11 protein-coding genes are annotated in these 13,810 nt (G+C 64.5%); 9 read left to right on the forward strand and 2 right to left on the reverse strand.

Annotated elements, in window-relative coordinates; genetic code table 11:
• The first annotated feature begins 31 nt into the window (after positions 1-31).
• From ABS769_RS11850 to ABS769_RS11880, 7 genes are all read left to right on the forward strand, one after another.
• Complete coding sequence (locus tag ABS769_RS11850; RefSeq protein ID WP_430544154.1) at positions 32-2,173, forward strand: alpha-glucuronidase family glycosyl hydrolase; 2,142 nt, start codon at positions 32-34, stop codon at positions 2,171-2,173.
• Complete coding sequence (locus ABS769_RS11855; protein ID WP_317061430.1) at positions 2,170-4,134, forward strand: sialate O-acetylesterase; 1,965 nt, start codon at positions 2,170-2,172, stop codon at positions 4,132-4,134. The genes ABS769_RS11850 and ABS769_RS11855 overlap by 4 nt, the downstream gene beginning before the upstream one ends.
• Before the next feature lie 11 nt (positions 4,135-4,145).
• Positions 4,146-5,405 (forward strand): D-mannonate dehydratase ManD, encoded by a 1,260-nt coding sequence (gene manD, locus ABS769_RS11860; RefSeq protein WP_317061429.1) that lies wholly within the window; start codon positions 4,146-4,148, stop codon positions 5,403-5,405.
• Positions 5,405-7,099, forward strand: a complete 1,695-nt coding sequence (locus tag ABS769_RS11865; RefSeq protein WP_317061428.1) for a glycoside hydrolase family 43 protein — start codon at positions 5,405-5,407, stop codon at positions 7,097-7,099. Before manD ends, ABS769_RS11865 begins: the two co-directional genes overlap by 1 nt.
• Positions 7,100-7,101: 2 nt before the next feature.
• Positions 7,102-9,789 carry a glycoside hydrolase family 3 protein gene (locus ABS769_RS11870; RefSeq protein ID WP_317061427.1) on the forward strand — a complete coding sequence of 896 codons (2,688 nt, stop codon included), beginning with the start codon at positions 7,102-7,104 and terminating at the stop codon, positions 9,787-9,789.
• Positions 9,790-9,898: 109 nt separating this feature from the next.
• On the forward strand, positions 9,899-11,353 hold the full coding sequence (locus tag ABS769_RS11875; RefSeq protein WP_317061426.1) for a mannitol dehydrogenase family protein: 1,455 nt from the start codon (positions 9,899-9,901) through the stop codon (positions 11,351-11,353).
• Positions 11,354-11,396: 43 nt separating this feature from the next.
• Positions 11,397-11,873 (forward strand): DUF6265 family protein, encoded by a 477-nt coding sequence (locus tag ABS769_RS11880; RefSeq protein ID WP_317061424.1) that lies wholly within the window; start codon positions 11,397-11,399, stop codon positions 11,871-11,873.
• 58 nt (positions 11,874-11,931) lie between these two features.
• Here the strand turns inward: ABS769_RS11880 and ABS769_RS11885 are convergent, their stop codons facing one another.
• Entirely contained in the window at positions 11,932-12,318 is a 387-nt protein-coding gene (locus ABS769_RS11885; protein WP_317061423.1) for a bleomycin resistance protein, read from the reverse strand.
• 561 nt (positions 12,319-12,879) lie between these two features.
• On the opposite strand from ABS769_RS11885, the gene ABS769_RS11890 reads away from it, so the two are divergent.
• Together ABS769_RS11890 and ABS769_RS11895 are read left to right on the forward strand one after the other, a co-directional pair.
• Positions 12,880-13,080, forward strand: coding sequence for a SymE family type I addiction module toxin (locus tag ABS769_RS11890; RefSeq protein WP_317061422.1), 201 nt, complete (start codon positions 12,880-12,882; stop codon positions 13,078-13,080).
• Between the two features lie 221 nt (positions 13,081-13,301).
• The gene (locus ABS769_RS11895) at positions 13,302-13,460 is read left to right on the forward strand and encodes a DUF2256 domain-containing protein (RefSeq protein ID WP_084217951.1); all 159 of its coding nucleotides are present in this window, start codon (positions 13,302-13,304) and stop codon (positions 13,458-13,460) included.
• Positions 13,461-13,523: 63 nt separating this feature from the next.
• On the opposite strand, the gene ABS769_RS11900 is transcribed toward ABS769_RS11895, so the two are convergent.
• On the reverse strand, positions 13,524-13,810 hold a 287-nt coding region (locus ABS769_RS11900; protein WP_317063009.1), incomplete at its 5' end, for a transposase.

Genomic DNA, 13,810 nt, shown 5'->3' on the forward strand with positions numbered 1-13,810 from the left:
CCGCGCGTTCTCATGGCAGTGGTTGCTGGCGATGCTGCTGCTGTGCGGGTTGGCGCTGGCCAGCACCAGTGCGCAAGCCGAAGATGGCTATGATTTATGGTTGCGCTACCAACCGCTGGCCAATGCGGCGCAGCTGCGTGATAGCGCGAGTGAATTGATCGTCGCTGGCGACTCGCCGAGCCTGCACGCAGCACGTGACGAGTTGCAGCGCGGGCTGTCGGGCCTGCTTGGCAGCGCGCCGCGGTCGGCCACTGCGATTACCCGCGATGGTGCGATCGTATTGGGCGCAGCCACGGCGCCGCAGATCGCTGCATTGAAGCTGCAGACCACCGGCCTGGGCCGAGAGGGCTATCTGATCCGCAGCGTCAGCGTGGGCGGGCATCGCATCACCGCCATCGTCGGCGGTAGCGACATCGGCGCGTTGTACGGCGCGTTTCACTTCCTGCGCCTGCTGCAGACCGGCCAATCGCTCACCGCACTGAATGTGCGCGAGTCGCCGCGGCTGCAGCTGCGCATGCTCAATCATTGGGACAACCTGGATGGCGTGGTCGAGCGTGGCTATGCCGGTGCCTCGTTATGGAACTGGCAGACCCTGCCCGGCTATCTGGACCCGCGCTACACCGATTACGCACGCGCCAATGCATCGCTGAGCATCAATGGCACTGTGCTCAACAACGTCAATGCCAAGGCATGGAGCTTGACACCGCAGTATCTGGACAAGGCCGCGGCACTGGCCAAGGTCTTTCGTCCCTACGGCATTCGTGTGTTTCTCAGCGCGCGCTTCAGTGCGCCGATCGAGATCGGTGGTTTGAAGAGCGCCGATCCGCTGGATCCGCAGGTGCAGCAATGGTGGCGCGACACAGCCGACGCGATTTACGCGCGCATTCCGGATTTTGGCGGTTTCTTGGTCAAGGCCAATTCCGAAGGCCAGCCCGGCCCGCAGGATTACGGGCGCAGCCATGCCGATGGCGCCAACCTGTTGGCCGACGCGCTGGCGCCGCATGGCGGTGTGGTGATGTGGCGCGCGTTCGTCTATTCGCATGAGCAGCCGGACGATCGCGCCAAGCAGGCGTACAGCGAGTTCGTGCCGCTGGATGGCCAGTTCCGCGACAACGTGATCGTGCAGGTCAAGAACGGGGCGATCGACTTCCAGCCGCGCGAGCCGTTCCATCCGCTGTTCGGCGCGATGCGCAAGACGCCGTTGATGCCGGAGTTTCAGATCACCAAGGAGTACCTGGGCTTTTCGACGCATCTGGCCTACCTGGGCACGCTGTTTGCCGAAACCCTACAGGCCGATACCTATGCGCGCGGCAAGGGCTCCACCGTTGCCAAGACCGTGGATGGCACGCTCTTCAACGATGCCAAACGCACGCGGCTGACCGGCATTGCCGGCGTGGCCAACATCGGCGCGGACCGCAACTGGAGCGGGTCGATCTTCGATCAGGCCAACTGGTATGCGTACGGGCGGCTGGCCTGGAGCCCGGACCTGTCGCCGCAGACGATCGCGCAGGAATGGGTATGCATGACGTTTTCCAACGATGCTGCCGTGGTCACGCCCGTGGTCGACATGATGCTGCGCTCGCGCGAAGCGGTGGTGGACTACATGACGCCGCTTGGCCTGCATCATCTGATGGGACGCGGCCATCACTACGGTCCGGCACCATGGGATGCAGGCAGCGAGCGCCCGGATTGGGACCCGGTGTACTACCACCGCGCCGACCGCAACGGCATCGGCTTCGACCGCAGTGCCAGCGGCAGCAATGCGGTGGCGCAATACACGAAGCCGGTGGCGCGCATGTTCGGCGATGTACAGCGCGTGCCGGAACGCGATTTGCTGTGGTTCCACCATGTGCCCTGGGACCACCGCATGGCCTCCGGGCGGCCGTTGTGGGACGAGTTGGTGTGGCATTACGACCATGGCGTGGACGAGGTGCGTGCCATGCGTGCCACCTGGCAGGGGCTTGCCGGCAAGATCGATGCACCGCGTTATCAGCAGGTGGCGAACTTCCTGGCGATCCAGCAGGACGAGGCGCAGTGGTGGCGTGATGCCAGTATCGCCTACTTCCAGAGCGTGTCCGGGCGGCCGTTGCCTGCCGGCACGGCGCCACCGGCGCATCCGTTGACGTACTACCAGGCATTGAAATTTCCGTATGCGCCGGGGAATCCGAAATGAGCCTGCGTGGTTTTCCCGTGGTCATCGCCATGCTATTGGCGTCGCTGCTACCACGCATCGCGCATGCAGCCGACGCACCGCTGCTGCATGCGCTGTTTCAGGAGCATGTGGTACTGCAGCGCGATGCGCCGATCCGCGTGTGGGGAGACGCACCCCCTGGCGCGCGCGTGAGCGTGCAACTGGATTCGCAACAGGTGCAGGCACGCGCAGACCGGCAAGGTCATTGGCAAGCGCGCCTGCCTGCGCATGCCGCTGGCGGCCCGTATACCTTGAGCGCGCGCACGAATAAGGGCGTGGCACAGCAGGTCAACGACGTGCTGATCGGCGATGTGTGGCTGTGCTCTGGCCAATCCAATATGGAATTGCAGGTGCATCGCACATTGGATTCGCGCAGCGAGATCGCCGACGCCGGCAACTCGCGCATTCGCATGTTCAAGGTACCTGCGCAATCCAGCCCGACGCCACAGCGCGGCTTCGGCGGCAATGCGGCGTGGCAGCTCACCACGCCGGAGACGGTGAAGGACTTCTCTGCGGCCTGCTACTACTTCGCGCGTGAGTTACAGAAGACCGTCGATGTGCCGATGGGCTTGATCAACGCCTCGTGGGGCGGCTCGCAACTGCAGGCCTGGATCGGCGAGAACGCATTGCGTGCTGCCGGCGATGACGGCCCGGCACTGGATGTGCTTGCGCGTTACGCACGCGACCCGGTGGATGCCGCGCCACATTGGGGCGCACTGTGGGAGGCCTGGTGGCATGCGCACGGTGAAGGCGAGCCCTGGCAACCGGATGCGCCCGGCGATTGGCAAACCGCACCAGGCACGCTGGGCGCGTGGGATGACTGGGGCGTGCCGCAGTTGGTCGGCTTCAACGGCGTGGTCTGGTATCGCACCAGCATCGAGTTGACCCAGGCGCAGGCCGCACAGGACGCCACCTTGCTGCTGGGGCCTGTGGACGAGCTGGACCAGACATGGGTCAACGGGCGCGGCGTGGGCAGCAGTTACGGCGCCGATCAGCCGCGTCGTTACAGCTTGCCGCGCGGTCGCCTGCATGCCGGGCGCAACAGCATCGTGCTCAATGTGCTCAACACCTATCGGCGCGGTGGGCTGCTGGGCGATGCGCAATCGCGTGCGCTGCAGTTTGCCGATGGCAGCACGCTAGCGCTGGATGCGCCCTGGCAGTACCGCATCGTGCCGCCGCAACTGGGCTCGCCACCGCGCGCGCCGTGGTCGTCGGCGGCCGGGCTGACCACCTTGTACAACGGCATGATCGCTCCGCTCGGCCAGCTCGGCCTGCGTGGCGTGCTGTGGTACCAGGGCGAATCCAATGCCGGCGATGCCGCGCATTACCCGGCCTTGCTCACGGCCTGGCAACGCGATTGGCGGCAACGCTTCGGTGCGCAGTTGCCGCTGCTGATCGTGCAACTGGCCAACTACGGCGCGCCGCCCACGCAGCCGATCGAAAGCGGTTGGGCGCAACTGCGCGAGGCACAACGCCGTTTCGTTGCCAACGATGCGCATGCAGGCCTGGCGGTGGCCATCGATATCGGCGACCGCTACGACATCCATCCGGCCAACAAGCAGGAACTGGGCCGGCGCCTGGCGCGTGCAGCGCGACATGTGGTGTATGGCGAGGCAATTGCACCTTCCGGCCCGGTGCCGCGTGGCGTGCGGCGTGACGGCGACGCACTGCGCATCGACTTCGACGACGTCGACACCGCATTGCTGAGCTACAGCGCCGATGCACCGATCGGCTTCGAAGTGTGTGGTGCTGCACCCGGCAGTTGCCGCTATGCCGCCGCCACCTTGCGCGAGCGCGCCATCGGCGTGCGCATTCCTGCCGGCCTGGATGCCACACGCGTGCGCTACTGCTGGGCCGACAGCCCGGTGTGCACGCTGTACGACCGCAGCGGCCTGCCCGCCGGCCCGTTCGAACTCTCCATCACTGCCGCTTCTTCCCCATGAGCGAGACCCCGATGTCACAGACTCCCGACTCCCCTGCTCCGCTGCAAGGCTCGGCCCGCGATCGCGAGATCGTCGAGGCGCGGGTCATCGTCACCTGCCCCGGGCGCAACTTCGTCACCTTGAAGATCCGCACCCGCTCGGGCATCACCGGGCTGGGCGATGCCACGCTCAATGGCCGCGAACTGGCGGTGGCGGCGTATCTGCAGGAACACCTGGTGCCGAACCTGATCGGCCGCGATGCCGGCCGCATCGAAGACATCTGGCAGTTCTTCTACCGCGGCGCGTACTGGCGGCGCGGCCCGGTGACGATGAGCGCCATTGCCGCGGTGGACGTGGCGCTGTGGGACATCCTGGGCAAGATGGCCGGCATGCCACTGTATCAATTGCTCGGCGGGCGCTCGCGCGAAGGTGCGCTGGTGTACGGCCATGCCAATGGTCGCGATATTGCCGAAACCAGCGAGGAAGTCGGTCGCTTTCGCGAGCTCGGCTTTATCGCGATTCGCGCGCAGTGCGGCGTGCCCGGCATCAAGAAGACCTACGGCATTTCCAGCGGCGGCAAACCCTACGAACCGGCCGAAAGCGAGCTGCCGACCGAAACTGTGTGGTCCACGCCACGCTATCTCGGCGTGGTGCCAAAATTGTTTGAGCAACTGCGCAACGATCATGGCGATGAGATCGAGCTGCTGCACGATGCGCATCACCGGCTCACCCCGATCGAGGCCGCCCGCCTGGGCCGCGACCTGGAGCCGTACCGATTGTTCTGGCTGGAAGACGCCACGCCTGCCGAGAACCAGCGCGCCTTCGAAGTGATTCGCCAGCACACAGTCACACCACTGGCGGTGGGCGAGGTGTTCAATTCGCTCTGGGATTGCAAGCATCTGATCGAGCAGCAGTTGATCGACTACATCCGCACCACTATCGTGCATGCCGGCGGCATCACTCATGTGCGGCGGCTGGCCGACTTCGCCGCGCTGCATCAGGTGCGCACCGGCTTCCACGGCGCAACCGATCTGTCGCCGGTGTGCATGGGCGCGGCGTTGCACTTCGACACCTGGGTGCCCAACTTCGGCATCCAGGAATACATGTTCCATTCCGACGAGGCCAATGCGGTGTTCCCGCACGATTACGTGTTCCGCGATGGCCGCCTGCATTGCGGCGAGACACCCGGGCACGGCGTAGACATCGACGAAGCACTGGCCGCGAAGTATCCCTACGTGCCCAAGCAGTTGCCGGTTGCTCGCCTGGAAGACGGCGCGATGTGGGACTGGTGATGCGCCTGCTGCCGGCCGTGCTTGCGGCACTGCTGATTGCCGTGGCCGCGCCTGCAAATGTGCAGGCGCAAGCGCAAGCCGATGTCGCCTTCGATTGGTTCGACTATCGCGGCGACGATGCGGTGTTCGCCACACCGTTGCCGGCCGGCCATTACCGCAACCCGGTGCTGGCCGGGTTCTACCCGGACCCCAGCGTGACGCGCGTGGGCGAGCGCTACTACCTGGTCAATTCCACCTTTGCGTATTTCCCGGCGATCCCGGTGTTCGAGAGCACCGATCTTGTGCACTGGACGCAGATCGGCAACGTGGTCGAGCGCCGCGAGCAGTTGAATTACGATGGCCTGGGTGTCTCGCGCGGCATGTTCGCCGCCAGCATTCGCCATCACGACGGGCGCTTTTATGTGGTGGGCACGTCGGTCGATAGCGGTGGCAACTTTATCGCCAGTGCAAGCAACCCCGCAGGGCCGTGGTCGCCACTGACCTGGCTGCCGAGCATCGACGGTATCGACCCGTCGTTGTTCTTTGACAGCGATGGCAGCGCCTATCTGCTCAACAATGGCCCGCCGCAAGGCACGCCGTTGTACGAAGGCCATCGCGCGATCTGGATGCAACGCTTCGATCTCGCCAGCAATCAGCCGATTGGTCCGCGCAAGGTGCTGCTCAACGGTGGCGTGGATCTGGCCAGCAAGCCGATCTGGATCGAAGGCCCGCACCTGTATCAACGCGACGGTTGGTATTACCTCTCGTGTGCCGAAGGCGGCACCGGGCCGCAGCATTCGCAAGTGGTGCTGCGCAGCCGCAACGTGTGGGGGCCGTATGCAGCCTCGCCGCATAACCCGATCCTGACCCAACGCGACCTGCCGGCCGAGCGCGCACACCCGATCAGCAACGCCGGCCATGTGGATCTGGTGGACACGCCGGATGGGCAATGGTGGGCGGTGTTTCTGGCCAGCCGGCCGTATGCGGGCGAGCGCTACAACACCGGGCGCGAAACCTTTTTGCTGCCGGTGCAATGGCGCGATGGCTGGCCGTCGATCCTGCCGGCCGGCGAGCCGATTCCGTATCACGCACAGAGCCCGCGCGGCTGGAAGACACCCGCCGATCAAGCACCGTTGTCGGGCAACTTCACTTGGCGCGATGACTTTGCCAGCACCTCGCTACAGCGTGAATGGCTCTATTTACGTGTGCCCAAACACGATGTGGCCGACCTGCGCGCACGCGCCGGTTGGTTGACCCTGCATGCCAGCGCACACGGCCTGGACAGCACCGCCACACCGGCCTTCCTCGCGCGACGCCAGCAACACACGCGCTTTACCGCGAGCACCGCGTTGGCGGTACCTACGCAGGCCGGCATCAGTGCCGGGCTTGCCGCCTTTCAAAATTCCAATGCGTGGTATGCACTCGGCGTGCGACGCAACGGAGATGTGCTGGAAGTATTTGTGGACAAGCGCGATGGCGTAAAAACCACCACGCTCGCACGCACCCGCATACCGGCAACCACACAGTTGCGCCTGCAGATCAGCGGCGACGGCGGCGCCTACAGCTTCGCCTTCGACACAGATGGTCGCGGCTGGCAATCGCTGCGCCGCAACGATGATGCGGGCATGCTCAGCACCGCACAGGCCGGCGGCTTCGTCGGCAGCATGATCGGGCCTTTTGCCCAGCTGGAACCGGACCGCACCAAGGAGGACTGACCATGCATTCGCACTTCGCACCATCCGTTGCTCGCACACCCCGAGCACGCGCACGCGCCGTGCTGCTGGCGATTGCACTTGCCGCAACCACTGCGCACGCCGCAACACCCCCGCCGTATCTGGACACGCAACGCCCCTTCGACGCCCGCGCTGCCGATCTGGTGTCGCGCATGACGCTGGAAGAAAAGGCCGCGCAGATGCAGAACGCCGCCCCGGCGATCCCGCGCCTGCAGGTGCCCGAATACGATTGGTGGAACGAAGCGCTGCACGGCGTGGCGCGTGCCGGCGGCGCCACCGTGTTTCCGCAGGCGATCGGCCTGGCGGCCACCTTCGACACGCCGTTGATGGCCGAGGTGGCCACTGCCATCAGCGACGAAGCGCGCGCCAAGCACCACGCGTTCCTGGCACGCGGCGAACACAAGCGCTATCAAGGGCTCACCTTCTGGTCGCCCAATATCAACATCTTTCGCGACCCGCGCTGGGGACGCGGGCAGGAAACCTATGGCGAAGATCCGTTCCTCACCGCGCGCATGGGCGTGACCTTCGTACAAGGTCTGCAGGCGCAGCAAGGTCCGTATCGCAAGCTCGATGCCACCGCCAAACACTTCGCCGTGCACAGCGGGCCGGAGGCCGACCGTCATCACTTCGATGTGCATCCCAGCGAACGCGATCTGCACGAAACCTATCTGCCTGCGTTCCAGGCGCTGGTGCAGGAGGGCAAGGTCGCTGCGGTGATGGGCGCCTACAACCGCGTCAACGGCGAATCCGCCTCGGCCAGCACGCGGCTGGAAGGCATCCTGCGCCGCGAGTGGGGATTCGACGGCTACATCGTCAGCGACTGCGCCGCCATCCGCGATATCTGGCAGAACCACAAGATCGTCCCCACGCCCGAAGCCGCCGCCGCACTCGGCGTCAAGCACGGCACCGACCTGGATTGCGGCGATACCTATGCCGCGTTGCCGGCCGCAGTGCGTGCCGGTTTGATCGACGAGGCCACCATCGATACCGCGCTCAAGCGCCTGATGACCTCGCGCATGCGGCTGGGCATGTTCGATCCGCCGGCCAAGGTGCCGTGGGCGCAGATTCCTGCGGCGGTGAATCAATCGCCAGAGCACGATGCACTGGCGCGCCGCACCGCGCGCGAATCGCTGGTGCTGCTGAAGAACGACGGCCTGCTGCCGCTCAAACCCACGCTCAAGCGCATCGCCGTGATCGGCCCCACCGCCGACGACCCGATGTCGCTGCTGGGCAATTACTACGGCACGCCGGCCGCGCCGGTCACCATCCTGCAAGGCATCCGCGACGCCGCACCGCAGGCGCAGGTGGTCTACGCGCGCGGCAGCGACCTGGTGGAAGGGCGCGAAGATCCCAATGCCGCTGCACCGATCGATACGCGCTATCTGCGTCCGGCTGCTGGCGCCACACAGAACGGGTTGACCGGCGAATACTTCAAAGGCCGCGCATTGGCCGGCACGCCGGTACTGACCCGCATCGACCCGCGCATCGCCTTCCGTTGGGATCGCAATGCACCCACAGACGATGCGGTCGGCCGTGGCGAGTTGCATGCCGACCGCGCGCTCGACAAGGACGACTTCAGCGTGCGCTGGCATGGCCAGCTGCTGCCACCGGTATCGGGCAACTACGAGTTGCAAGTGGCCGCCGACGATGGCGTGCGCCTGTATCTGGACGGCAAGCTGCTCATCGATTACTGGAGCGACGCCCCGCGCATGCGCGGCGGCAACGCCAGCGTGGCGCTGGAGGGCGGCAAGGCCTACGACCTGCGCGTTGAGTACTTCGAAGCCACGCGCGATGCCGGCGTGCGGCTGGCCTGGCGCATGCCCGGCGCCAAGCCGCCGCTGCAAGAGGCCGTGGACGCCGCACGCAACGCTGAGGTGGTGGTATTCGTCGGCGGCCTCACTGGCGATGTGGAAGGCGAGGAGATGGACGTCAACTATCCCGGCTTTGCCGGGGGCGACCGCACCGACACGCGCCTGCCCAAACCGCAGCGCGAGTTGTTGCAGGCACTGCAGGCCACCGGCACGCCGGTGGTTGCGGTGCTGACCACCGGCTCGGCGCTGGCGATCGACTGGGCGCAACAACACGTGCCCGCCATCCTGCTGGCCTGGTACCCCGGCCAACGCGGCGGCAGCGCAGTGGGCGATGTGCTGTTCGGCCAGGCCAGTCCCGGCGGCCGCTTGCCGATCACCTTCTACAAGGAAGCCGAGCGCCTGCCCGCCTTCGACGATTACGCCATGCGCGGCCGCACCTATCGCTATTTCCAGGGTAAACCGTTGTACCCGTTCGGCCACGGCCTGTCGTACACGCAATTTGCGTATTCGGATCTACGCCTCGATCGCACCACGGTTGCAGCCGATGGCATGCTTACCGCCACGGTCACGCTGAAGAATACCGGCCAACGCGCGGGCGATGAAGTGGTGCAGCTATATCTGCATCCGCTGAAGCCACAACGCGAACGCGCCATCAAGGAACTGCACGGCTTCCAGCGCATCACCCTGCAACCAGGCGAACAACGGCAGGTGCGCTTCACCATCAAAGCGCAAGACGCCCTGCGCATCTACGACGAGCAACGCAAAGCGTACGCCGTGGACCCAGGCGCCTACGAAGTGCAAATCGGCGCCTCCAGCGCAGACATCCGCAGCAAACAACGCTTCACCGTCACCGACGAGTAATCGCGCCCCAAGAAGCCGCCGCGAAAAGCCCCTCTCCCGTCGGGAGAGGGGGTGGGGTGAGGGTACGGCCACCACGCGAACGTGCAGCACCGACTATTCCAAACAAATCATGCCAATCCCACAACTCTCCCTAGCCACCCTTCCGCACCTACCCAAAACAATCCTAAAACCCAACTACGACCCAGCAACAACCACCATCGGCATCGTCCACCTAGGCGCAGGCGCCTTCCACCGCGCCCACCAGGCCGTCTACATCGACGACCTACTCGCGCATGACCCCACCTGGGCCATCAGCGCCGTCTCGCTACACAGCCCACACGTGCGCGACGCCCTAGGCCCACAAGACGGTCTCTACACCCTCGCCCTGCTCGACGAACACCCGCAACTGCGCATCATCGCCGCCATCCGCGAAGTGCTGTGCGCCGCGGACGAACAAGCTGCGGTGCTCGCACGCCTCGCCGACCCAGCCGTGCGCCTGGTCACTCTCACCATCACCGAGAAGGGCTATTGCCTCGCAGGCGACACCCTCGACCTCACCCACCCCGATATCGCGCACGACATCGCCAATCCGGCCACACCGCGCAGCGCCATCGGCTATCTCGTCGCCGGCCTGCGGCAGCGCAGGCAGCAAGGCACCGCGCCGTTCACCGTCCTCAGCTGCGACAACCTGCAAGACAACGGCAACCTGCTACGACGCGCGGTGTTGCTGCTCGCACAGCAGAACGATCCCGCGCTTGCGGATTGGATCGACCGGCACGTCAGCTTCCCGCGCTCGATGGTCGACAGCATCACCCCCGCCACCGACGACGCACTGCGCGCGCAGGTGCACGCGCAAACCGGCCTGCACGACGCCTGGCCGATTCAACGCGAGCGTTACACCCAGTGGGTGATCGAAGACCGCTTCTGCAATGGACGCCCCGCCTTCGAGCGCGCAGGCGTCACCCTCAGCGACGACATCGCCGGCTACGCACGCGCCAAACTGCGCCTGCTCAACGGCCCGCACTCCGCGCTCGCCTATCTCGGCAGCCTGCTGGAGTTGGAGACCGTCGCAGACGCCATGCATCACCCGCAACTGGCGGCGTTTGTCGAAACCCTGATGCGCGACGACATCGCCCCCACCCTGCAACCAATGCAAGGCTTCGACCCGCAGCACTACTGCGGCGCCATCCTGGCCCGCTTCCGCAACCCCGCCATCCGCCACCTGCTCGCCCAGATCGCCTGGGACGGCTCGCAGAAGATTCCCGTACGTTTGCTCACCGCCATCGGCGATGCATTGGATGCCGGACGACGGATCGACCGCCTATGCCTGCCGGTCGCAGCGTGGTTGCACTTCGTGCGCAGGCAGGCAGGACACGGCGTGGAATTGGTCGATCCGTTGCGCGATGTGCTAAGCGACATCGGGCGTTCGACTAGCGGCGATGCCAGCCATGATGTCGCGGCGTTCCTCGCTGTGGATGCAGTCTTTGCTTCGCTTTCCGGTGATGCGCGCTTTGTGGAGGCATTACAGCACGCGTATGCCGCGCTGCATGCTGGAAGTCCAGCAGACGTGCAAAGGTTGCTGTAGAAGCTGAGTTAGAACGGATGCTCCACACGCTGGATCCATACACATGCGCTACTCAAACAGCCTCTTGCTGGCGGCTGCAATCGCATTCGCCCAAACTGCCCAAGCATCTTCAAGTGGTGCGCTCAAGGATGTTGACTGGCTTGCAGGATGCTGGCGCGCAGAGAATCAAGAAGAAGGATCGATAGAGCACTGGATGCCACCTGCGGGCGGGACCATGCTTGGCATGAGTCGCACGGTGCGGGGCGGAAGGACTGTGCAGTTCGAGTTCATGCGCTTGCAACTGGGCGGCAGTGGGCAGCTGGAGTTCGTGGCGTTGCCATCTGGGCAAGCCGAAACGACATTTAAACTGTCCAAATCTGGCCAGAACTTTGCCTCCTTCCAGGCACCGGATCACGATTTCCCGGAGCAGGTGTCCTACCAAGAACTGGCAAAGGGGCGTATGCAAGCCCGCATCGAAGGCACTGTGGGAGGACAGCCGCGCACCATCGATTTCACCTTCAAGCGGGTGCCGTGCAAGTAGCTCCCGCGGCCCTGCTCACGCATGACTCCCTTTCGTCCTGCCAGGCCTTGCCATCGAGTCAGGTCTTGATCACTTGACCCACCCGGATCAAGTTGCCGTTCTCATCGACAATCGCGAACTCCCGCATCCCCCAAGGCTTGTCCCCGACAGGATCCAGCCGTGGAATGCCATGTGCCGCAAGTCCAGCGCCACGCATGGCGACATAGACCGCATCGACATCGCCAACCCGGATGTAACACCCCGCATAGCAGGCAGCAGGGTCAAGGTCCGGGTGTGCGAAGAAATGCAGCTCCACCTCGCCACGCGTCAGGATCGCGTACCCCGCATCGTGCGGATGCGCGTCGCCGACAAAGCCAAGCCGACGGTAGAAGGCGACCGTGCGTTCGATCGAGCGGCCTGGGAGCAGTGGAATCGTACGGTCTGGTGCTGCGGCACTGGAAGTCATCGCTTTCTCGTATTGGAATAACGAAGTCGTCTTTGGGTGCAACGATACGCCACATCCGAGAGATCAGTTGAAAGCCGTGTTGTCATGTATTGACTCGATCCACCGGCGAGTAGCAAGATCTCTTTGCTGCGGCACATTCCGCAGCCGGATTTGACAGTCCGAAACCACAAGGCGCACCAGCGCCCATTGCACGATGTCGGCGCTTTTTCTTTGCCCGATGTCTGCGTTGGGGAGCGTGCCCGCTCTATGGCGGGCGGTGTGCGGAGACCGAAAGGTCTGCCGGTACCTTGTGGCCGGTCTGTCAACCGCATGCCGTCCGCCACCTCGATTGACAGCGATGCGGCGGACTTCCTATCGCACAAGGAGTTCGATATGACACGTCCCAAAGCAACAGCCCGTGCAAGCTCTGCATCGCCCGCCAAACGCGCCTCCATTGTACGCAAGACGGCAAAGCAGAGTCCGGTCTTCACCAGTACTACTGATGAGACATCGATCGATCCATCGCTTGCGCCTACGCCGCCCTTACGCAAACCGTACTTCCGCATCCCGGACCAGGTCACCATGAGCCGCCAGCACTACAACGTGCGGCGTGCCGAAGATGTGGTTGGCTGCGCGGTACCCAAGCTGCGGCTGTCCGGGCGTTGGTTGGAGCAATGCGGTTTTTCTGTCGGCGATGCGCTGCGGGTCACGGTGGGGCGTGGCGTGTTGTTGATCAGCCGCGTGGCGCCCGCTATTCCTGCGGCAAGACCACGCAGAAGGTGACACGCTTTGAGCGCGCGCTCATCCGGCGCTTTGCGCCCCTTCTCCCGTGCAAGGCAGAGGGGGAACTGCCTGGTCCGGCGCGAATGGCAGAAAGGTACCTACGTTATGTTTGAGCGGCTTGAGACCTACGCAGCTAAGAAGACAGCTACGTCACGTCGCTCAACATGACATGCTTGGCTCACCCCTGCTCCCATCCATGTTCCGTCAGGTCTGAAGCCCGCATGGCCATGCGCAAGAAACACGAGCTGCCGGAAAAACCTTGCATGCACTGCGGGCGGCCGTTTCGTTGGCGCAAGAAGTGGGAACGCGTGTGGGACGAGGTGAGGTACTGTTCCGACCGTTGCCGTGGCGAGAGCAAGCGAACGCGTCCGGCTCCATGACCGGCGCGGTATGTTGATCGCCGATCAACAGCAAACGCCACCCCACTACCAAGTTAGGGCCTGTTAACACATCCGAAGCCCATCAACGACTAGGACGAAGCTGAGGAATCCAAGGAACATGACATCCAGCTTCTCGAAGCGCGAGAAAATCCGGCGGTAGCCTTTCAAGCGACGGAACAGTCTCTCCACTTCGTTGCGCCGCTTGTACATCTGCCGGTTGTACTCCCAAGGCTCGACCCGATTGGATTTCGGCGGGACCACCGGCACGAAGCCAAGATCGAGCGCTAACTGGCGGGTTTCGTTGCCTTCGTAAGCACGGTCCATCAACAAATGAATCGGCCGCTCCACTG

The sequence above is a fragment of the Xanthomonas hortorum genome, from assembly GCF_040279205.1.
In the GTDB taxonomy this organism is placed as follows: Bacteria; Pseudomonadota; Gammaproteobacteria; order Xanthomonadales; family Xanthomonadaceae; genus Xanthomonas; species Xanthomonas hortorum_F.

What these genes read in the sequence shown, in the direction of transcription:
- ABS769_RS11850 (WP_430544154.1), top strand. Translation starts at nt 32, where the DNA reads ATGCTGCTGCTGTGCGGGTTGGCGCTGGCCAGCACCAGTGCGCAAGCC.
- ABS769_RS11855 (WP_317061430.1), top strand. Translation starts at nt 2,170, where the DNA reads ATGAGCCTGCGTGGTTTTCCCGTGGTCATCGCCATGCTATTGGCGTCG.
- manD (WP_317061429.1), top strand. Translation starts at nt 4,146, where the DNA reads ATGTCACAGACTCCCGACTCCCCTGCTCCGCTGCAAGGCTCGGCCCGC.
- ABS769_RS11865 (WP_317061428.1), top strand. Translation starts at nt 5,405, where the DNA reads ATGCGCCTGCTGCCGGCCGTGCTTGCGGCACTGCTGATTGCCGTGGCC.
- ABS769_RS11870 (WP_317061427.1), top strand. Translation starts at nt 7,102, where the DNA reads ATGCATTCGCACTTCGCACCATCCGTTGCTCGCACACCCCGAGCACGC.
- ABS769_RS11875 (WP_317061426.1), top strand. Translation starts at nt 9,899, where the DNA reads ATGCCAATCCCACAACTCTCCCTAGCCACCCTTCCGCACCTACCCAAA.
- ABS769_RS11880 (WP_317061424.1), top strand. Translation starts at nt 11,397, where the DNA reads ATGCGCTACTCAAACAGCCTCTTGCTGGCGGCTGCAATCGCATTCGCC.
- ABS769_RS11885 (WP_317061423.1), bottom strand. Translation starts at nt 12,318, where the DNA reads ATGACTTCCAGTGCCGCAGCACCAGACCGTACGATTCCACTGCTCCCA.
- ABS769_RS11890 (WP_317061422.1), top strand. Translation starts at nt 12,880, where the DNA reads ATGAGCCGCCAGCACTACAACGTGCGGCGTGCCGAAGATGTGGTTGGC.
- ABS769_RS11895 (WP_084217951.1), top strand. Translation starts at nt 13,302, where the DNA reads ATGGCCATGCGCAAGAAACACGAGCTGCCGGAAAAACCTTGCATGCAC.